The sequence below is a fragment of the Pedobacter gandavensis genome (assembly GCF_032677645.1).
Classification (GTDB): Bacteria; Bacteroidota; Bacteroidia; order Sphingobacteriales; family Sphingobacteriaceae; genus Pedobacter; species Pedobacter gandavensis_A.
This window is the reverse complement of sequence record NZ_JAVTSB010000006.1, coordinates 339,857-361,312: the sequence shown is the minus strand read 5'-3', so window position 1 is coordinate 361,312 and position 21,456 is coordinate 339,857. Positions and strand designations below refer to the sequence as shown.

Genomic DNA, 21,456 nt, shown 5'->3' with positions numbered 1-21,456 from the left:
ACTTCACTTATTGTAATGGATCGAAAGTTCCTCCCCATTCTTTATTTTGTTGCAAAACATTTTTTGACTGGGAAATTTGAGATGGTGAAAGCGCATAAAACCAGTGATTCAAATCAAGACTAAATTTATAGGTTCCATCCCCATCAAGATTGTCAATATAGTTTGCGGTCAGCTTGGCACGAGCATCAGCGCTGGTAATTTTTTCATACGGCAGAGGCAAGTTATTCATGCTTTTTACTGTAATATATAAACCATGCCTTCCCATTTGGTTATTCAGGATGTCGTAACGTTTCCAGCGACGAAGGTCATTAAAGCGTTTATCTTCAAAAGCAAACTCCACGAAGCGTTCATTGATGTAAGCTTCTCTGATATCTGTGGTGGTTGATGCGGTAAGTCCATAGTTCCCACCGGCACCTGCGGTGATACCTGCACGCTTTCTGATTCGTTTTAATACCTCTAAAGCCTCAGAAGATTTACCCAATTCATTGGCACATTCGCCATAATTCATCAGCAATTCGGCATAACGCATCTCTACCCAGTCTGTTTGAGCCTTGAAACGATCCACTGTATTAACCGTAGTATCAATACCTTTACGCTGAAAAAAACCAGTGCAGCCCATATTACCGCTATAACCCGGATGAATGGTTTGAGCGATATTGGTATATTTATCTGGTCCATCCTGACGCCAAACACTCCAAAAGCTCATCCCCTTTAAATAACCTGGAGCTTGTTCCTCAGGCGTTGGTTGTGGTATTCCACCGCAAAAAATAGTAGAAAAAAACCGGTCATCACGATTGGTATAAAAATCAGTCATGAACTGACTGTTGTAAGCTGGATTGTTCAGTTGATTCTTATCAAACTGCATAGGAGATCCGTCCTTTTTAGGAAAAGCAAGTAAAAGTGATAACAAGGGTTGATTGGTCATCTCTACACCGGGACGAAGAAAACCAAAATTATTAGAGTGACCCGGATAAAAAAACTGGTTTACCATGACCACTTCCTTGTTTCGCTCGTCGGTCCAGATGGTATGAAACCTTGGATGCAGGGCATGCCCCTGAGTTGCTCCAAAATCAACTGCTACTTTACAGGCATCGTAGGCTGCCTGCCAGCGCGCAGCTTCGTTTGTAGGATTAAACAATGGACTTGCATAGTTAAGCAATACTCGTCCTTTCATGGCCATGGCCGCAACTTTGGTAATACGACCATAATCTGCTGCTGCATTGGTATAAACACCTGGCAGTAACAGAATCGCACTATCCAAATCTTTAACAATCTGGGCAACACATTCTGAAGTTTTATTACGGGGCTTGAATAAGCCCGGTACATCATTAAAATTCTGTTTGTGTAAAATAATAGGAACTCCTCCTACATTGTTTACCATACGCCAATAAGACCAGGCTCTCCAGAATTTCGCCTCTCCGGTGTATTGTTTGTTCAAATCCTCTGGTAGGACAGTGGTTGGAACATTTGCCAATTCATCCAGAAAAAAGTTCGCTCTATCTATGATATTGTAATCCAGACCTGAATTAGTACCAGTTTCCGAAATGATACCACGCAGATAGTTTCCGAAATCTTTTGGTGCATTGATGGCTTCATCTGAACTCGCACCATTAAATGGCCATTCCGGCATTGATTTTCCATAAATTCCGTTTAGGTAAGCCTTGATCATATTGGAATCACCCCATACCATTTCAGGACCAATTACGCCGTTATTTTGATAATCCAATCCCTTCTTACAGCCCCAAATCAACATTACTGCCGATATCCCGGTAACGAAGAATTTTATATAGTTATTATTGAGTTTCATGTTTTTAAAAGTTTATCGTGAATAATTTAAAGCGATAAATTGACACCAAAATTGAAAGACTTCATTATAGGATAGCTAAATGGACCACCCATTTCAGGGTCATAATATTTCTTATTGAATCCGCTAATGATAAACAAATTGGATCCGCTGCAATAGAACTTCAGGCCACCAATCCCCATTTTATTGGTAATACTGGAAGGGAGTGAATACCCAACGTTCAACATGCGTAATCTTAAGAAATCAGCTCTTTTTAACCAAAAAGTACTGGGAGTATTGGTTACCCAACTCGTTCCATCATTTGCAGAATAACGTCTGGGTAATGAAGCGTTTGGATTTTCAGGTGTCCATGCATCGTAAGCCCATGGCCTCCACATACGGTTCCATTCCACATTCCCATCTACCAGGCCATTTACCATTCGGTAAGTATGTAGGTTACCAGCAAAACTTGCATCAAGGCTGAATCCTTTCCACTCAATACCAAAGTTTAAACCTAATGAAACAGGATTGGTATTTTTCTGAACAACAGTTTGGTCCCAGTCATCAACAATACCATCAGGTTTTCCATCTTTACCGCTCAAATCAGCATAGGTTAGTTGGCCTAAAGCAGGTGCCCTACCCTGAAATTTATAATTCGGATTGGCGGCAACAAAAGCATCCAGATCAGCTTGTGTACGAAGCATACCAGTATTGATAAAAGTAACTACTCTTGAACTGGATTGATTCAATTCATTTTGATATGGATAGGTAATGTTTTGATCTTTAAAAGTTGGGACTGCATTTACATAACTGACATTTACATTTGCATAGTAATTCAAATTACTGGTTTTGTTGCGGTAACCAATGGTAAGTTCAACACCATTGGATCTATATTCACCGTAATTTGATGAAGGCAATGAACGGCTAAAAGTCGGTGGCACCTGAGCAACTCTACCGATCAAAATGTCATAGGTCTTTGTTCTGAAATATTCTGCAGTGGCATTAAAATGACTCAAGAAATTCACGTCAACACCAACATTATAAGTCCGTGTTTTTTCCCAGGTAATATCTGGGTTAACCATTCCTCCATAACCAATACCTACATTATTGCTTGGTGTAGTTCCAAAATATGCAGAATTGTAATTTTCGTATTTTTGTTGATACTGCCACGCACTCACGTTATCCGCACTGGTAGTACCGACAGAAGCCCTAATTTTCAGCATATCAATCCCTTTTACATTTTTGAAAAAGTTTTCACGAGAAATTACCCAGCCCACTGAACCTGAAGGAAAGAATCCCCATCTGTTTTCAGGAGCGAATTTATAGGACCCATCATAACGGAAGGTAAAACTTGCCAGGTATTTGGCGCTGTAATCATAAAATAGCTGACCAACATATGATTTTCGTCCGGTAGTTTGCTCTGTGTTTCCTCCAACAAAAGAATCAATACGGTCCCCACTGGTAGCCCACCATTGATCGGTATATATTGTGGGAAACCTTTCGCGGGTTCCATTTAAGCCACCTCCTTTATTTTCTGCTTTTTCATAAGTAAGCCATCCTTGTACGTGGTGTTTTTCTGCAAAAGTATGGTCATAGTTCAACTGGAAATTCAGCTGAGCAGATTCACCCCAGCTATAATTTTCAGAAAGAAATTCTGAATTATGCCCAGATGGTCTAGTTGTCAGCATATCGGATTCTTTAGTGCTGATCTGTTTGGGAGTATCAAAGGTTTTCATCACCCATAAATCATAACGCTTAAAGTAATTCTTGCTACGATAATTGTCAAATGCTTTGATGTATTGAGCAGAAGCACTAAGCCCATCAATCAAAGGAATTTTGTAAGTCCCTTTTAGGTTAATTATCGGCTTTAATGAGTTATCCCTGTTATATCCCCCGTCACCCCTCATTTCTGCACCCAGGTTGTGCCAGTCGAAAGCAATAGGATTACCTGCATCAGTCCATACCGGCTGATATGGCTGTCTTAATAATTCAGCACGGTAATCATCCGTTTCATTATTTCCTGGAGGCCTTTGTGTGATATTATTGTTTGCGGAAACCCCGGCAAACAAGGTTAAATTTTTAGTGATATCAGCTGTAAGGTTAATGCGAAAATTGTATTTATCGAAGGATGTATTTTTCTGGAAAGCATTCTGCTTTACATAAGAACCACCTACAAAATAGCTAAGCTTATCTGTACCGCCTGATGCACTTAGGTTATGCGTGGTAATAGAAGGATCCTGCCAAATGTCTTCTATAATGTCATATCCCCAGCCATTGTTGATATTTTTGAAATAATCAAAATCTGATTGGGTCCAACGGTCAGGTGCTGTCGGATTAAGACGATTATAGATTTCTCCGGTTTCAATTGCACTGGTTCTTTCTGCATTTTTCCCCCTTTTATCAAAGCCGGTATTAAATGAATAATTTATTTTGGCTTTCTGATTTCTCTCTCCACGTCTGGTTGTAACCACGATTACACCACCCGATGCGCGGGCACCATATGCGGCGGTAGCAGCAGCATCTTTCAGTGCCGAAATATTGTCGACATCATTAGGGCTAAGGTTATTAAAATCGGCTGCATTATCGGTAACAAAACCATCAATAACGTACAAAACTTTTTGATCGTTAAAGGACGATTTTCCTCGAATTTTAATTTCAGGTGCTGATCCGGCGCGACCTGCAGGAGTATTCACCCTTACCCCCGCCATTTGCCCGGCCAGTAAGTTTCCCAAAGTTGTGGTCGGAATGGATCGTTTAGTTTCGTCCATAGTCATGGTTGAGATCGCACTGGTCACCAAATCCTTCTTCTGTGTGCCATAACCGACAACAACCAGTTCATTTAATCCATTTGTACTTTCAATCAATGCTACAGTGATTTCTTTCCCAGGAACTACTTTGACTTCCTGGGAAACATATCCGATAAAAGAAATCTCCAGCAGTGCACCCGGGTCAACTCCTTTCAATTGAAAGCGTCCTTCGATATCGGTAATCACCGCCTTTCCAGTTCTTTTTACCTTCACAGATGCCCCTGGAAGAGGTTTCCCCGCCATATCAACAACTCTTCCACGAATATCGATAACGACATAAGGAACTTGAATATCACCAATATGGGGGTTTTTACTTTTTTTGACGATGATTGTTTTATTTTCGATTTCGTAAGTTAAGGACTGGCTTTCGAAAGATTTTTTCAAGACCTCATTTAAAGGTTCATTGGTATAATCCACATCTATTTTTTTGAAAGCGGCCCCCTCAATCCCAAGCCAAAGCATATTGTAACCTGTTTGTTTTCTGATTGCTTTTGAAAGCTCCTCAATTGAAATATTTTTTTGTTTTAACGTTATTTTTTGTGCAAAACCTGTTGCACTTACATGCATAATTGTCGCTATTAACAAAACCATTGTTAGTTTCATAATTAACAGGATTTTTCGTAATGTCTGGCTATACCAACATACATTATTGGTGTAATTTTTATACATTTGTTATTCTGTTTAAATAAAAAAAGGAATTCAACACTCGTTTTCGGTTTAATCAGATCTTCGAATCAGGGGCGCTCGCAACGCTCCTGATTCATCATATGACCACCGTATGAATGTACTTTAGGGCTCTTTTTGAAGTTTTCTCATTTTGGTTTGTTTGGTTTGTTTGGTTTGAATTATTGGTTAATTAATTGAAGTTCCTTTATTAAATGGAGCTTCTGGTTTATTTTTTACTACTGATAATGATGGTTCTTCCTTTGATATCAAACTGTATGTTTCCGGCTTTTCCGAAGAAGTTCAGAACTTCTGATACCTTATCAAATCTGGATATACTGCCCCCGACCGTTAAAAGTTTTAAATTGTCATCCTGATACTGAATTTCGACATTATACCAGCGCGCTATTTTATTCATGGCGGTTTTTAATGTTTCATCTTCAAAAATAAAAAGGCCGTTTTTCCAGGCAACCGCGTTTTCTGTATCTACACTGTGAATGGCTAAAGATCCCGATTTGGCTAGTACCGCTTCTTCCCCAGGTTTGAGTAAAACACTTCCATTAATTTTTACAGCACCCTCCAATAAAGTTGTCTTGGTAATTTCTTCATCGATATAACTGTTGACATTGAAATGGGTACCCAGTACTTCGATGGACTGTTGGGCGGTGGAAACAACAAAAGGGTGAGCTTTATCTTTGGCTACCTCAAAATAAGCTTCTCCATTTAATTCAACCCGACGTTCCTTAGTCTGACTAAAAGAGCTCGGATATTTTAATGAGCTAGCTGCATTTAGCCATACTTTAGTTCCATCAGGCAACCGTACCTGATACTGCTCCCCTTTTTCAGTTGAAAGTGTATTTGTCTGCAGATTATCCTGCCTATTGTGAGCGCTAATTTCATAGACCAACATCCCATCTGCAGCTTTCGTAATGACAACACCCGCATCATGAGCAAGTTTTCCATTAACCGCAGTGGATAAGATGATTTTTTTTCCATTCCCCAAAGTTAAAGTTGCATTATTACTTCCTGCTTTGATTTCATTTTGTTTAACCAAGAGCGCTGATGTATCAGCTAGCCCCGTTTTATTCAAGTAGTATAGCCCTATTGTACAAATCAAAAATAGGGATGCAACTGCCGCAATGCGTGTCCAAAGTTGTTTAACCTTTCTATCTGTATTAATTTCAGGATGCTTAACAAATTTCAGGTGCTGTTTAGCCTTGATCAAAGCAGAATTTACATTTATTGACGCGTAGATACGTCCCTGTTTTTCCAAACTAGACGCATCAAGAACACTTTCAAATATCATTTTATTTTCGGCAGCGGAATTAATCCATTTTTCCAATTCTTTCAGTTCACTATCATTAAGTTCATTAAAAAGATAACCGGTGATTAAATCTGCTATGCGACCGTTCGTACCTGTATTTGGGAGCTCCATCATTTATATTTCGTCAATTGTATATATAACCGGATGGCTAATCAATTTGTCCAAAAGAATTCATTTTTTTTTTACCTGGGGAAATAAGAGGCAAGAGATTAAAACCAAATCCCTGGAAATAACAGCAGCCCAATAACCAAATAATCGCTTTCAGATAACTTGTCTCTTAATAAATTAAGGCCGCGCATCTTCTGGCTATTTACTGTGCTTACAGTAATGCCCAGCTCTTCCGAAATTTCTTTTGGTTTCTTATCCTCTTTGAAGGTCATATAAATGACTCTACGACACTGTTCGGGCAAAGTATCTACCTGGGCGAAAATCCTGCTGATCACCTCCGCATGAATGATGTCCTCAAGGGCACTTTGTTCATCCACAGGTTCATGAAAACCCAATGAAGATTCATATTTGCTTCTTACCTTCTCTTTTTCTAATTGCTTGAAACAAGCATTGCGAACACAGGTATAGAGAAATGCTTTGATTTTTGAAAAATTATCAAAATCAGCTCTGCGATTCCAGACCGTAATCAGACTTTCCTGTGCGAAATCTTGACCTAATTCTGGCTGAGGCAGTATACGATTGGCATACACACACAATAAAGGATAATAAAAAGTAAAAACCTGATCAAAGGCTTGCTCAGCCCCCGACTGAAACTCATGCCACAGCATTGGATTATCCTCAAGTTGAACAGATTTCATTGATTTCCCATTGATTTTTCAATCTTTGATTCTTCCTACATAGTTACATATTATCCTAACATGATCAAACTACTTTAATAAAAATCTACCCATTACCTAAAATCTGCCGTCCAGTATAAGTCTCATGTATTCCAACCCCTCTCCAAAACTAGTATTACTTTAAAGCTTCCATTAATTCCATTCTTTAGCATTTCTGTTAGTGAGAAAATTCAAGGTGTAGTTTTTTCAGAAAGTTATTCGATTAAAACTATAAGATAAGCAGTACGTTTCGATGATGCAAAGTGGGGTTATCGAGATCTGAAGCATCCATACCCAGATTTTCCTCCAGAATCTTCCGTTCAGCGTCCGAAGGAATATGCCAACCAAGAGGAAGGGCAATTTTCGCTAGCAGCCAGTAATACAAAACCCCATTAGTAACATAGCTTTTTTGCTACTGCGAGATCATTTCCAAAGTAGTCATATACATATAAAAATGTTTTGGCCTTCAGCCTTTTAGGTATTTCATCGAAAATGGGCGCCCTGCTAAATATGAGATCAGTGTTAAAGTAGCGCATGGTATAACCTGTTCGGCGGGTATTTACTGGCATTGAATATTCGAATGATAAAATCTTAGGAAAAGATGATCGAGTAAAGTGCTCTGAGAATACGAATTAATGAGAATTTAACCTTATGTTTTTTTAATAAACAAAATTATAGTCTTATCTTTATAAGATACCAATTGCAGTTAAAACGTATAAAAAAAGTGGTGAGTGATTCGGTGAGTCGAATTTAAAACCCACACTAAATACTATTTAAACGTTGATTTTGGAACTAGGTTCCGATGCCAGCGGGATCACAAGGTTCAAAATGCAAAAAAAACGCTGTTAATCTCAAGATTAACAGCGTTTTTACAAAATCACCCTTTCTAGGGAGACGTCAGATTTTTTTGTTCATTTTAAATTACTTTCCTAACCCTAAAAACACTCCGGTTGTATTGAAACGTAACTCGATATCGTTTAACAATTCCACATCAAATCCGTATGGTTTTTTGTCAATGCTTTCAATAGCGGAAGTTGGGTAATTCACTTTAACATAATCTACGATAGTTGGAAGGATAAATCCCGTTTGAATAGCTTGGTTGTTACCGTCCACTTCTGTCCATCTTCCCGATTGGTCAAAATCAACGCTCATTCCTCCAACAAAATAAACTTCGTAATATTCGTCTGCACTTTTAGTGTCTCTTTCTATTCTTAGTATTTCATTTCCAGAAAAATAAGTATCAATGAATATTATCGATTCTGAAGGCAACTCGCTTTTTTGAATTATACTTTCTGAATGCTTGTCATCTTTTGAACAAGATATTGTGGTAACAGCCATCGTAACTACTGTTGCTGCAAAAATTAATTTTTTCATATTTTCTTTAACATTTTATTTAGTCTTCGTCCTGCTTCTTGTATGAATTTCCCTTTTTCAACCTGGATGATTTGTGCACTGGGAAATTTTCCATTAATGATACATTACTCCGAATAAACAAAAAACTATCGTTCTGGTTTTGTTTTTGCTCTATTTTTTTCGATCACTCTATTTTAATCTCAATAAAGCTCTTAAATTCTGTAAGTTTTCCTTCCTTACTGATGCCAATAGGATAAAAGCAAGTCCCATCAGGAATCTTTCTTACTTTATCGTGTTTTTAAAAATCTGTCCATTTTTCATAATTAACAAAAAGTTTTTCTCTGGATTGGTGATTAAGGATAGATTTTTTAGTGGATTGCCATCAACCAATAATAGGTCGGCATAGGCCTGTTCTTCTATTAAGCCAATTTTCCCCGGGTATGGGCTTCGAAGTCCGGAAAGTTGTAACAACTCACCGTTATCCTGTGTAATCATTTTTAGAATTTCTGCATTGCTAAACCATTTTTGAAGTCGAAGGATATAACTGTTTTGATCTTTGTTAAGTTCTGGTTCAAAAAGAAAATCTGTTCCCCAGGCCAATTTTACGCCTAGTTTTTTAGCTAATGGCCAAACTTTGTCTTGTCCATCTAGTACAGGTTTGCGTTTTTCTTTACGTTGCTCATCCATATTATCATTATTGTCCATTAAGTTTTGAAGGCTTAACCAAACATTTTTCCTGGCAAGTAATTTTAGAGTTTCTTCGTCAAGCATTTGACCATGTTCTATAGACTTTACACCTGCTTCAACGGCACGTTGTACTGCTCTTGGTGTGTAGGCATGTACCATTACATAGGTTCCCCAGTCTTCCGCTGCTTCTACCGCGGCTTTCATTTCGTCTAATGTATATTGAGTAACATCAATCGGATCATAGGCTGAAGAAGTTCCTCCACCTGCCATTAGCTTAATCTGGCTAGCTCCGAAGCGCAAATTTTCTCTAACAGCGGTAAGTATATCATCCCGACCATCGGCAATAAAGGTGGCTCCCATTTGTTCTGCACGGGAAGGCTTCCCGAAGAACCGACGTGAACGTTCGTCTGGTGTTCTAAAATCACCATGTCCTGCTGTTTGACTAATCGTTGCTCCGGAAGGCCAAATTCTCGGACCCATAATTTTACCTTTATCGATGGCCGATTTCAATGGAAAGATTGGACCTCCGGCATCACGCACGCTAGTAAATCCCCTCATCAGCATTTGTTGCGAAGATACGCCAACACTATTTATTAAAACCTCTTCGGTCATATCTGGCGACATCATTTGAGCCTTAGTTAGCGCACCAAATACCATATGTACATGGGCATCAATAAAACCAGGTATCAAGGTTTTACCATTGCCATTAATTTTCACTACATCTATGTCTTTAACTACTATAGGAGATGAACTTATCTTTTGAATCATTTGACCGGAAACTAAGACATTCATCGGTTCAGTAAGTGACGCTGTTTTATGGTCTACCAGTCTGACATTTTCGATAAGGGTCTGTTTTGTCTGTGCAATAGTCATGGATGTGCTGATGAAAAAAAGCACTGCAATAGATTTGAGTTTCATAAATTACAGGATTAGGTCATATCGAAAGATACTACAAAAAAAGAATACATCTGCCTAAGCAGTAAAATATCCAGAGTCGTTTTTCCCTCTTAAACACACGATAAAACCATCCTTACACAGAATTTCGCTTGAACCACTAATTGGAAATAGGCTTATTATCATAAACTGCAGGCATCTGTCGCTGTAACCAGATGGTCATCCAGGCAGAGCCCATTCTACTGGCAATTGCTTCTTCCCTCCCCAAATAACTATTTTCACGATCACCAATATAGGTATGCCCGTCGGCAAACCGTTTTTGTTGTTGCACTACTTTATCAATGTGCAGTTTTGCCCAATATTCTCCTTTATGCTTTTTCGAAAGATTATCCCAGCCATAAGTAAAAGCAGCAATATCCAGATTGGCAAAATTATCATAAACACCAAAGCCCCAGTCAGAACCTTCAGGATAATAAACCTCAGCTGTTGCTTCACGATACATCGTACCTCCGGGAGCCTTATAAGGCGGTGAGGAAAACGAATGTGTCGTTACCGAGTAGTAAATTTTATCAAGGTTAAAACGTGCGGCTTCTGGTGTTGCTTTACCTGCCAAAGAGAATATTATTGGCGCATTGATCATGGAGGCAAGAGCATTGTATTGTGGATGAATTATACCATGATTGATTACAAAACCAGGCTCCTCCATATTATAGCCATTAACCCAGCTACTTACCGACCGGCCATGTATCATTCTTTGGTTATTTAAATCAGAAGGTAAGGAGGTGGATGCAATCAAATATTCAACAGACTTGTATAGCCATTTGTTCGAGTTTGCATGATTTGGCAACATTACAGCGGCCAGGTACAATAACTCAGCGTTCCAGGCGTCCTCTTCAATTTTTGAATCACCTGGGAAAAGCACTTTTCCTTTGCTGTCTTTAAAATAAAGCGGTGCTGTAGGAAGAAAACGATCTGCTTCAGAAACCATCATTTTCATGATGTTAGATTGATCTTTGGGCGAAAATTCATCCCAAAAGAGCCAGGCTACATATCCTGAATAATAGGCCCAATGTGCTGCCTGCCAATCGCCACCCCATACTTTACGGGTACCATTGATTTTATGGTCATAAGCCACTGAACGAATCATCAGCATCATTTTATCTTTAGCTTCCTGCAATGACACGCCTGTTACAGCGGCATCATATATGCCTGTTTTGATGGCAATCGCTATACCGAATGCCATCGCAGCAGGAAAACGGTATCGATATTCATTTACCTTAGATTTACTTTTCATGTCGAGATAACCGCTGGAATCGGTCTGATATTTTTTCACATCATTAAACCAGGCAGTCAGTGCAAACTTATTGGCATTGAGCAATGCTGTTTTTACTCCATTTGTGACTTGATTACGAGGCACTTTCTTTTGAAACTTACTCCAATTAATGGGCGCTACCATGGTTGAGGAGTCCGTCTTTGCCATGACTGTACTAATTTGGCTTTTCGCAGACCCTACTCCTGTAACCAGTAATAAACTGGTTGCGATTATTTTCAAATGGTATTTCATTTTCTTCTTATTTATCAAATTATTGGTATCGAAATGTTAATGCATGTTTGTTGTGACAGCAATATTTAAGGACTTCAAGTTTTTCTCCGGAACCTGCAAAATATTCAGATCGGCTTCGCCATAATTACGGAATGATTCGGTGAGTAAATCCTACTCACCAAATCAATCGCAACGAACTAAAAAAAACAATTAATTAAATCCCCTTATAAAAGCTAATTCAATAAAAACTCTGATTCAAACTGGTTCAAAAACGGATCACCATCAATACCAAAAGAAGCCAGATTTTTAATGTTCATCCAATACAAAATATTGGCCCCTATCGAATAATTTGCTACAATTATAGACTTGTCCGTTGCATTTGGATCTACTGCTACCGAAGCCGGCACATCTGTACCCATTGCAATCCATTTATAGCTTCCTTTTAACACCATATTGTATCCTCCAGGAGCTTTATTTGCAATTAAGCCCTCTCCTCCCTCATCTATCGGCCAATACCCTGTTAAGTTTACATAATTAGGGTGCTGTTTCATGTCTTTTAAACCTTTATTAGCCAATAAAGTGGCCGCATCCAGGGCTACATTAAAATAGCAAAGATCTGCCGCCTGGAAATTTAGTGCGGTATTAACACCATATACACTTCTATAGCCAAGAGTTAATTTTTCCTGTGTACTTAAATTACCTTTAGCACTGATATTTGTAGTGGTTACAGCAACACCATCCAACCAGGTGGTCAGTGTTCTGGTACTTGTATTCCCGTACTTTACAGTAATGGCAATCGTATGCCAGGATCCATCAGCCGCAATGCCTCCGGTAAACTCATTGGTACCAGCCCCACCATTTGCAGAACCACCAACAACGCATAAATACGAATTACCCCCTTGTCTAAGCACCCAGCCTGTTCCGGTAGTACCTAAAACATCGGTACTTTTCGAAAGAAAACCTGGATAAGACGTTTGTCCATTAAACTTTACCTGCATCTGCACAGTGAAATCTTGTGTACTTCCAGCATTATACAAACCGTTATCATTTGGAACCTCTGCGATTACATCTGTACCTTTGAACAATATGGTATTAAAACCTGTTTTTTTCAATTCTTTCTCTTTAAACCCCGGATTAGAAGCTATAAAAAATCCATTTTTTGGATCAAGACTGCTTCCACCATGATTTGTAGTCAAAATAACCAGCCAATCTTCATTAGCATAATTTTTTCTGGCTTTTAATGCGGTTAAAATATTCCCCACATAGGCATCGGCTTTAACAATGGCGTCCTTGTAATTGTTATTTGTTGACAGGTAACCTCCGTTTGCCCCTGCAGCTTCTACATCTCTAAAATTAACAATCATTGCCCCCAGCGAATTTTGGGTATTCAAAATATTAATGGTAGAATCTTTCACTGCCAGATCCGTAGTGATTACCGGTGAAAAATCAGTGTTTTTCAAATAGTTACGCAAAGGGTCCCAAGGGGTAACCAATGCTGTTTTAACATTCTTAAACTGGGTAATATAATCGAACACATTCCTGTAGGAGGTAATACTACCTTCAAAATCCCCGCTACCAGCCGTTAAATCTTTGTCAAAGGTATTTTGACTGATTAAATGTTTAGTGTAACCTACACCTGTTAATATAGAGGCCCAGCTCCCCGCATCAGTAGCTACCGAAGAAGTAAGCACATTATAGCTATATTTTGAGCTTTTTTGAAGCGCTGAAATATTGGCAGGTGCCACAGCTTGTAATTCAGTACCTGTTAAACCATCAATACTGATGACTAAAACCTTGCGTTGCAAAGTTGTTGTTCGTACTAATTCTTCATATACTGGTGCCGGGTTAGCATACTTTTTACAGCCCATGAATCCCAACAACAGAAGCGCTCCGGCTAAAAACAGGATATCGTATTTCTTTCTATTCTTATTCATATTTTGAGTTCATTAAAGTTTAATAAGATTACATTCTGACAAATTACAGGAAACTGCATTTACGCCGTTTTTAATCACCACTTTAACATATTTCACACTGATTTTGCCATCAGGGAAGTTGTAATTATAAACCGCAGTTGTTTGCGGCAAAGTAGTAGTACCAACACTGGTATAATTCACATTATCAGTACTTGTAAACACCTCTACCTCTTTCACATAACCCGTACTAACATTTTGACGCTGGGCAAAGGTTACCCCTTTAATTAGCATTGGTGCCGGCGAATTAGTTGCCAACGTAATCGAAATAGGAAAAGTTTGTGCTGCCTTTGGTACAGGACTGGTTTGTGAAGACCAATAAGAACTTGTAGAAACAACACCATCGATTAAATTACTAACATTACCGTCGTTTGATTGCGTAGAGCTCGTGCTTACCGTTGTGGTGTAATTAATAGCTCCGGTTCCTCCGGTTTTTGTCAAAGGATTATATCCCCATATGGCTTTGGTTAGTGGCGGATATTTAGCCGAAACTTTAGCCACAACAGCATCACTAATCAGAATACCCCAGGCACCAAAAAATGGAGATAAATCAGTCTGAGTATAGTCGGATAGTTTTTCGTAAACAAAATTGTGCTTGAGAATATCAGATGAGTTTAAGCGTTCACTATGGCGGGCTTCCGTGTACAAATACGTCATTGCATCATAGCCATACAATTCAAAAATTTGTACAAAAGGCGTCATGCGTCTAAAAGGATCGTTCATTGCCACATCCCGGTCGAAGTCCTTCAGTCCTGCTGCGCCTGCATAGGTAATGGCTAATGGAAAATTACTATTAACCGCTCTGTGCAGGCCGCTGTAATTAGCTCCGATTCTATTGGCCACTTTAAAATTGAAAAGGTTATTGGTGGTTTCGCCCAATGTGCTCCAGCTCCAAACATTTCCTTGCTGACAGTTATGGCCAAATTCGTGGTAAGAGCCCCAGTTTCCTGTCCCCTCTCTGCTAAGATTTTTTAAACTGGTAAAACTACCAAACCATTCATTATCATTTTGGCCCACAAAAGGAAAACCACTGTGACCATAACCCAAACTTAATTGAATATCCAATACGCCCCTCCAGGCACCTTGCGGACTTCTGTCTTTCGCATCAACAGCATTATCAGATAAGCCCATCCAGCCATTATAGTCAAATTCGAATACATCATTCCATTTACTCATGACCAATGTAGGTTGAGTGTATGGCTCAGTCGGCGAATTAAATGCTGCTACAACCTTGTCGCGGGGAACTAAAAATATCACACGATTGCTTCTTAATTCCAGCCATGGTACTTTGGAAGCTTTAACCTGCGCGATCCAGGCGGCATCATTGCTTTTTCCCAAAATAAAATCCGGGGAAACACAGGCGCCTGAAATGCTGAACTCTACCGGAACGGTATAAGCATGGCTCGCTCGAATATAAATAGTACCGCCATACAGATTACGCACAAAGTTTTGACCTGCATAAAGTTGTTGACGCATATAAATCAGCGGATCTCTCAATAAAGGAGATTTACCCGAAAGATCATCAGTTTGTCCACCGATTTGAATAACCAGGCCTTCGATTCCCTGGGGCACTACAATCTTAATCAGTTCGCCTGGAGCAGCATAATACCCCGTACTATATTGCGGCTCAGGAGCCACAGATATACGCAAATTACCCGCTGTTTGATCCGTATAATTTAAATCTAAAGTAAACTTCTGGTCTTTCACCCTGGCTTCTGATGGATCAACTAAACCTGGAAAGACTCTCGCCTGACTGTACTTTGATTTATCGATAACCTTCATATTGGTATCAATACTACCAGTGGCAACATTGCCCGAACTGTCTGGATAACCATCGGGGATATTGTACCCGTATTTTTTGCAAGCCGTCAATGTCAATAACAAAATGGCCACAAATATTTTACTGAGTTGATTAAATTTCATGCTGCAATTTTTAATTGATTGGAAAAGTAACTGTTGGTACATATAATTTACCCATTAAGCCCCATTGCGATGGAACGGCGATATTTAGCCAATTGTAAATGAGTACCGGGATATCTACACCGTTAGGTACGGCAGCATATGCAGCGGCTGAAATTTCCGGAGAAATATTTGGCGAAACTTCTGAGAATGGAATAAACTGAACAGGGCCGGAATAGGTCATGTTATTACCTTTACCCGAGGCATCTGCGGCTACGGTTCCGCTGGATTCATCAAATGGCCAGTAGCCTAATAAATTACCAAAATAGGTGTTGGCTGGTCTGATCTGAATACGCATATTTTTGATGACCTCAGCTGGACTCATCGCTACATTAAAGATCGCCAGATCTTTAATCATAAAATTGGTGTTTTTCCCCAAATCTGCACCAATTCTTAATGGAGCGGTATTATCTCTGTTCGTTACCCCAACATTTGTACTGCTACGAGAAACGCCATCTATATAAAAAACGGTAGTTCTTGTGCTGCCTGAAGTCGTTATAGTAATTGCATAGGTATGCCATTTACTATCATTCATTACAGCAGCCCCCTGCAGGGTACTGGCTCCGGAAAAAATCGACTGTATATTGTTACCTCCCCTAAAATAGTACCATCCTGTGCTGGAACCTAAAGTAACTTGCTTACCTAAGAACGCAGGAAAGCCACTTCCTGTTCCAAGGTCATCCCTCATTTTATACATCATGGTAAAATTACCGCTTACACCAAAGTTACCTATGCTTGTATTACTGTTTAGCAATGCTTTAGGGCTTATCGATGCATTGGAAGCAAAGCGTGGCGCAGTCCCAACATAAGGCAAATTGCTGATGTCTGGTTGGCTGATGGCGGTGACCACAAATTTCGGGTTATAAAATGCGACAAATGTGTTTCTAGAAAGATCATCATAAATGTTATCAATACCCCCGGAGAGCCCTCCAGCTTTATTAGAAGCGATCACTACCAGCCAATTTTCAGTTGTATAGGTTTTTCTGGCTTTCAGGGCTTTCATAATTTCGCCAATATATCCATCGATATTTTGTATCGCATTGGTATAGCCAGGCGCCGTTGTGGTATAGCCAGCGCTGGCTCCTTCCACTTCGGCACTATGAAATTGAGCAACAAGTATCGAAGGGTCGTTTGTGCTTAATTCTTCAACCACTGCTGCTTTTACAGCGGCATCGTCAGTTACCGTTTGTTTTACCGAAGCATCCGCTGCCAAATTATCATTAAAACCAGCAGATGCTGCGATGGAAACCGCTCTGACACCACCCAGACTTTCTTTTATCCGGGTAAAAATAGTTGGCGTTACCTGTAAGTTCAGACCGTTGAAGTTTTCACTGATTACCTTATGCTTAGTGTAATCTACACCCGTAAGCATGGTGGTCCAGGCCGCAGCATTGGTCAGTTGATTATTCTGAAAATCTGCTAAACCATCATAGCTATAAATAGCTTTTTGGGTGATTTCAGTGATATTTGCCGGGCTTAATGATTCCAATACCGAACCTTTAACACCATCCATAATAATATACAACACCTTCTTACTATTATTGCCCAATCCAGCAGTATCATTTTTAAATGATTCTGGCAATACGTTGTCAAAATTTTTATTGCAGCCAAAACTTAACCCGATTAGGATAATCAGCCCGGCCATGATGAAGATCTTAAGCTTAAGATCCAGATTAATAATTCTTTTCATTTCTATATTCCTTTCCTTTAAACCATTTATTAGTTAGCAATGATCAATCGTAATACATTATGCGGGAACATGGAGTTAAATCTTACAATATTACCAACCAAAGTCACCCTGGTACCCTTGGCTACCTGACTCTCCATTAAATCGTAAATTCTACCTTGAAAACCACCTGTATTGTTATAGCCGACCGCCAGACTTCCGTTCGCTTCCAGTATAGAAAACCCCTGCCTCAAATAAGTACCATACTTATTAAAGGAACCGGCTACTATGATTTTACCGTTGGATAACTGGCCTGCAAAAGTGGCAACACCACCCGAGTACCCCAGACTTGAAAAGGTATTCACATTAGAACCATCGGCATTTAATAAATTTACACCGCCAACAGTTTTCCCATTAAACGTCGTAAATAAACCCGAAATCACTATTTTATTGGTGGTCGCATTGTAACGAATCGAATAAATATCTCCATCAGCTCCGGTACCTGCATTAAAGGTACCATCTACACTCCCATCGAGATTTAACCTAACGATATGGTTTACAGTAGTCCGGTTAAACGTGCTGAAATTGCCTACTAAAATCAATTTACCATCGGCTTGCATCATTGCATCTGTAATAAATCCATTAGCCCCAGGTTCACTCTGCCTGGTACTGCTATTGTAATGGAAAGTCTGATCCAGGGAACCATCCCCATTTACCCTTACGATCTGACGCATTTTAGTCACATCATAAACTTTGGCATCGTAACTGGAATTAGGAATATAAATCGTCTTATAGTTTTGAAAATTACCAACGATGTAAACCTGTTCGCCAAATACAAAAGTTTTTCTGATTGTCCCATCCACACCGCCATTAAACGAGGCAATAGTATCCTTGTTTTTATAGGTTTCGGCGGGTTTTGGATTAACCACATCAACAACCATACTATCTAAACCGCCGTTGGCATTTAATCTCGTGATATTGTTAAGGGTCTGCCTGTTTACACGGGTAGAATTATAAGCATTAAAACTACCTGCTACAATAAATTTTCCTGTGTTCGGACCTGTATTAATCGCGTTAATAGAATAAATGGTTTGATTATTACCTACAGCACCTTTTCCAAAGTTAACTCCGGAAGTAGAGTAAGCACCATCTGCATCTGTCTGAACAATACCGCCATTAGGCAATACCGCTGTCCCTTTTTGTTCAAAACTGTTAAAAGCGCCGCCTAACCAAAGACTTCCGTTAGTCAATGCCTGAATAGCGTACACATCTGAGTTTCCGTTACCTGTTACCGATCCGGCACCATTTACAATCTTAAATGTATTATCAACACTAACTTTCCCACCTACTTTTACAATTGGGCCAAAAAATATCTCCCCGTTAAGGGTAATATACATACTCCCTGTGCTGGCTTCGAGCGGCACCTTAAAAGAAATTGTACTATCTGTCCTTGAGGTTAACACTGCTTCGATTTCATTTACAAAAATTTTAAAATCGGTATCTTTATATTTATCAGTTGTTAAGCCCCTGACCTTAATTGTTAAACTTGTCCCGGCCGCTACAATATCCGGATCTGTATTTTTGGAAAGAATACTAATATCTACCGAAACTTTACCTCCGGCATAAGGATCTTCGGCAATTCCCTTACCTTTTTTACACGCAACCACAAGCATGGCCACAAGGACCAGACTGAAGAGCATAAACTGATATATTTTATTTTTGAACATCTCTGATTAAATTTTAATTATAATAATTTAATAATTAAGGTGTTGGGGGCAAAATACCCGCTACCACAACCTGCTCGATAAACGAATCTGTATTAAATCCGAAATTGTGCTTAGTTTTATTTAATACATGAACTACACCGTTGCTCGGCTGAATATCTGAACTGGCAATGGGAACATTAACTAAGGCAACTTGTGGGTTAGATAAATCCGGAATATAAGCCAGATATAACTGGCGGTATCCGGCATAACTCACACCGCCGGCATTGTTAAACAGGACACCCAGATTCATTACTTTGCCACCGTAGGAGGCATAATTCTTTCCCGGATAGGTGATATACGATACGGTATCTCTTTGGGGATAATCTTTTAACAAATACTTTCCTTTGAAAATATACTGCGCCAAAGTATTCTTCCAGACCTCTGGTTTAATCTGGGATAATTGTGAAACCGTATCCTTACCGTTGAATTTCAAATAAAGGTTTAAACGATTGACCGATTTAAAGATCGTACCGCTTGGTGGAGCAAAAAAAGTGATCTCTTCCTTATTGACCACTTCAGTCATCCCTGCCAGGTCGATTACCCTCAAGGTACTATCGAAAAAAGCCGGCTTCGATTTTAAGTATTGTAAAATGGTACCATCAAACTTACTTTCATGTAAGCCTGTATCGAAATAATATTTTTTACAGCTGCCAAATAACAATAATGTACCTGCGAGCATTAAAAGGATAATTCTATTTTTATGTTGCATTTTCATATTTATTTATTCCAAAAACTATTTCCAACCAGGTAAGGATTTGCTAAGCGTTCTGTAGAACTAATGGCCAATGGCCATGTCCAGGCACCAGCATTAAAATCGGTTACCGAAATTGGGTTACTTGAATATTTTGAATCGAGAATTCTCTTAGTACGCACTGCATCAAAAAAGAACTGTCCTTCTCCGATTAGTTCCCTGCATCGCTCAAAATAAAGATCTGTTTTAAGCTCATCTCCTGTAGAAGTAAACACAGCTGCACCCGCCATTAACCTCACCTGATTGGCAAATTCTTTTGCTTCCTCATCATTATCCAATTCTGCTGCTGCCTGAGCGGCCAACAAGATCATATCTGGCAACCTAAAAATAATGGCACTGTCATCGCTGTTTATGGTGACACCTGAACCAGAGCCTGTCGCATAATTGTTGATAAACTTTTTAAACTGAAAAGTATTATTATCCGCATCATAATTCTCAAACCAAACGGTTAACCTTGCATCTGGCATACCCACAGGAAAAACCTTAGTCAGGTAATCTTTCTTGTAGTTCATGCGACTGGTAGCAGTGCTTGTTGAACCGAAATATGGATAATGCGAAAAGAAGTAGGAATAGCCTGCTGCCTGATTAAAAGTTTCCCCGTAATTGAACTCCTGTAAGATCCCAAACAGGTTCTCTGGAGAACGACCTTTGAATATCTTTTTCGTATTCTCTATCGTTACCGGTAATAACTTGTAATTGGTATAGGTAGCCAACTCCCGGGCCAAATCAACTACTGAAGTATAGTAAGACTTTTTATCTGTTTTATCCCAGGCAGCCGCCCACATATTTAAGTGCATTAATAAGGCGATTGCGCTGCCTCTGGTAGGTCTTAAACCCACATGAGATCCATCTACATTTACAATCGGTAAATCATCCTTCGCAGCAGTCATATCTGCTATACAATTTTTTAAGACGGTTAACTGTGCTGTTCTGGGTAAAGATGTACTATGGTAAGCATCTGTATAATAAATAGCATCACCAAAAAGCCTGCAGATAAACAGATAACTCAGATTGCGTAAAAAGACAGCTTCGGCTTTATAGCGCTTTCTGTCGATATCAGACAAAGCAGTACCGGGTACCCTATCTATTTCCTCATACATAATATTTGAATTGGCAATCACCTCATACCAGGTCTTCCAATCCTGTATGTTGCTAAACGCCGTGCCACCAACCAGCTTTAGGTTATTTGCAATTAGGTTATTATAATCAGCACCAGCAGTACCGGTCACAAAATTACCCCTCATCTCCAAAGCAGGCATAAAAGCTCCACCTCCGATTTTACCCTTCAACCGGGTATAAATTCCAATGGTAAAACCTTCCACATCTTGTTTCGTTTTCCAAAAGTTATTTCCGGATTGGGCATCTATGGGCGTTACATTTAAGAACTTTTTACACCCTGGCATCACAAACAACATTGCAGCTACCAACAGTAAATATTTTACATTATTCATTTTCATCATTTAAAA

Annotated in this window: 13 protein-coding genes; all 13 read right to left on the bottom strand. The window is 39.4% G+C overall.

The annotated features are described in order from the left end of the window. Positions 1-7: 7 nt before the first annotated feature. Positions 8-1,807 (bottom strand): RagB/SusD family nutrient uptake outer membrane protein, encoded by a 1,800-nt coding sequence (locus R2Q66_RS12380; RefSeq protein ID WP_316749353.1) that lies wholly within the window; start codon positions 1,805-1,807, stop codon positions 8-10. A 26-nt stretch (positions 1,808-1,833) separates the two neighbouring features. Continuing rightward, a complete protein-coding gene (locus R2Q66_RS12375; protein WP_316749351.1) occupies positions 1,834-5,193 on the bottom strand; it encodes a SusC/RagA family TonB-linked outer membrane protein in 3,360 nt (1,119 codons plus the stop codon). A 289-nt stretch (positions 5,194-5,482) separates the two neighbouring features. Next, the gene (locus tag R2Q66_RS12370) at positions 5,483-6,691 is read right to left on the bottom strand and encodes a FecR family protein (RefSeq protein WP_316749348.1); all 1,209 of its coding nucleotides are present in this window, start codon (positions 6,689-6,691) and stop codon (positions 5,483-5,485) included. A gap of 95 nt (positions 6,692-6,786) precedes the next feature. Continuing rightward, entirely contained in the window at positions 6,787-7,383 is a 597-nt protein-coding gene (locus R2Q66_RS12365; RefSeq protein ID WP_316749346.1) for an RNA polymerase sigma-70 factor, read from the bottom strand. A gap of 939 nt (positions 7,384-8,322) precedes the next feature. Next, positions 8,323-8,775 (bottom strand): PepSY-like domain-containing protein, encoded by a 453-nt coding sequence (locus R2Q66_RS12360; protein ID WP_316749343.1) that lies wholly within the window; start codon positions 8,773-8,775, stop codon positions 8,323-8,325. Positions 8,776-9,036: 261 nt separating this feature from the next. Continuing rightward, the gene (locus R2Q66_RS12355) at positions 9,037-10,359 is read right to left on the bottom strand and encodes an amidohydrolase family protein (protein ID WP_316749341.1); all 1,323 of its coding nucleotides are present in this window, start codon (positions 10,357-10,359) and stop codon (positions 9,037-9,039) included. Positions 10,360-10,495: 136 nt separating this feature from the next. Further along, entirely contained in the window at positions 10,496-11,815 is a 1,320-nt protein-coding gene (locus R2Q66_RS12350; RefSeq protein WP_316749340.1) for a hypothetical protein, read from the bottom strand. 296 nt (positions 11,816-12,111) lie between these two features. After that, positions 12,112-13,812, bottom strand: a complete 1,701-nt coding sequence (locus R2Q66_RS12345) for an alkaline phosphatase family protein (protein WP_316749338.1) — start codon at positions 13,810-13,812, stop codon at positions 12,112-12,114. Between the two features lie 12 nt (positions 13,813-13,824). Continuing rightward, positions 13,825-15,771, bottom strand: a complete 1,947-nt coding sequence (locus R2Q66_RS12340; RefSeq protein WP_316749336.1) for a M60 family metallopeptidase — start codon at positions 15,769-15,771, stop codon at positions 13,825-13,827. A 10-nt stretch (positions 15,772-15,781) separates the two neighbouring features. Beyond that, entirely contained in the window at positions 15,782-17,497 is a 1,716-nt protein-coding gene (locus R2Q66_RS12335) for a LamG-like jellyroll fold domain-containing protein (protein ID WP_316749334.1), read from the bottom strand. 29 nt (positions 17,498-17,526) lie between these two features. After that, the gene (locus R2Q66_RS12330; protein WP_316749332.1) at positions 17,527-19,200 is read right to left on the bottom strand and encodes a DUF5008 domain-containing protein; all 1,674 of its coding nucleotides are present in this window, start codon (positions 19,198-19,200) and stop codon (positions 17,527-17,529) included. Positions 19,201-19,234: 34 nt separating this feature from the next. After that, positions 19,235-19,948 carry a hypothetical protein gene (locus R2Q66_RS12325; RefSeq protein WP_316749330.1) on the bottom strand — a complete coding sequence of 238 codons (714 nt, stop codon included), beginning with the start codon at positions 19,946-19,948 and terminating at the stop codon, positions 19,235-19,237. Positions 19,949-19,956: 8 nt separating this feature from the next. Beyond that, entirely contained in the window at positions 19,957-21,441 is a 1,485-nt protein-coding gene (locus R2Q66_RS12320; protein ID WP_316749328.1) for a RagB/SusD family nutrient uptake outer membrane protein, read from the bottom strand. Between the last annotated feature and the right edge of the window lie 15 nt (positions 21,442-21,456).

Coding starts and splice junctions, on each gene's coding strand:
- R2Q66_RS12380 (WP_316749353.1), bottom strand. CDS start 1,807: ATGAAACTCAATAATAACTATATAAAATTCTTCGTTACCGGGATATCG.
- R2Q66_RS12375 (WP_316749351.1), bottom strand. CDS start 5,193: ATGAAACTAACAATGGTTTTGTTAATAGCGACAATTATGCATGTAAGT.
- R2Q66_RS12370 (WP_316749348.1), bottom strand. CDS start 6,691: ATGATGGAGCTCCCAAATACAGGTACGAACGGTCGCATAGCAGATTTA.
- R2Q66_RS12365 (WP_316749346.1), bottom strand. CDS start 7,383: ATGAAATCTGTTCAACTTGAGGATAATCCAATGCTGTGGCATGAGTTT.
- R2Q66_RS12360 (WP_316749343.1), bottom strand. CDS start 8,775: ATGAAAAAATTAATTTTTGCAGCAACAGTAGTTACGATGGCTGTTACC.
- R2Q66_RS12355 (WP_316749341.1), bottom strand. CDS start 10,359: ATGAAACTCAAATCTATTGCAGTGCTTTTTTTCATCAGCACATCCATG.
- R2Q66_RS12350 (WP_316749340.1), bottom strand. CDS start 11,815: ATGGCAAAGACGGACTCCTCAACCATGGTAGCGCCCATTAATTGGAGT.
- R2Q66_RS12345 (WP_316749338.1), bottom strand. CDS start 13,812: ATGAATAAGAATAGAAAGAAATACGATATCCTGTTTTTAGCCGGAGCG.
- R2Q66_RS12340 (WP_316749336.1), bottom strand. CDS start 15,771: ATGAAATTTAATCAACTCAGTAAAATATTTGTGGCCATTTTGTTATTG.
- R2Q66_RS12335 (WP_316749334.1), bottom strand. CDS start 17,497: ATGAAAAGAATTATTAATCTGGATCTTAAGCTTAAGATCTTCATCATG.
- R2Q66_RS12330 (WP_316749332.1), bottom strand. CDS start 19,200: ATGTTCAAAAATAAAATATATCAGTTTATGCTCTTCAGTCTGGTCCTT.
- R2Q66_RS12325 (WP_316749330.1), bottom strand. CDS start 19,948: ATGCAACATAAAAATAGAATTATCCTTTTAATGCTCGCAGGTACATTA.
- R2Q66_RS12320 (WP_316749328.1), bottom strand. CDS start 21,441: ATGAATAATGTAAAATATTTACTGTTGGTAGCTGCAATGTTGTTTGTG.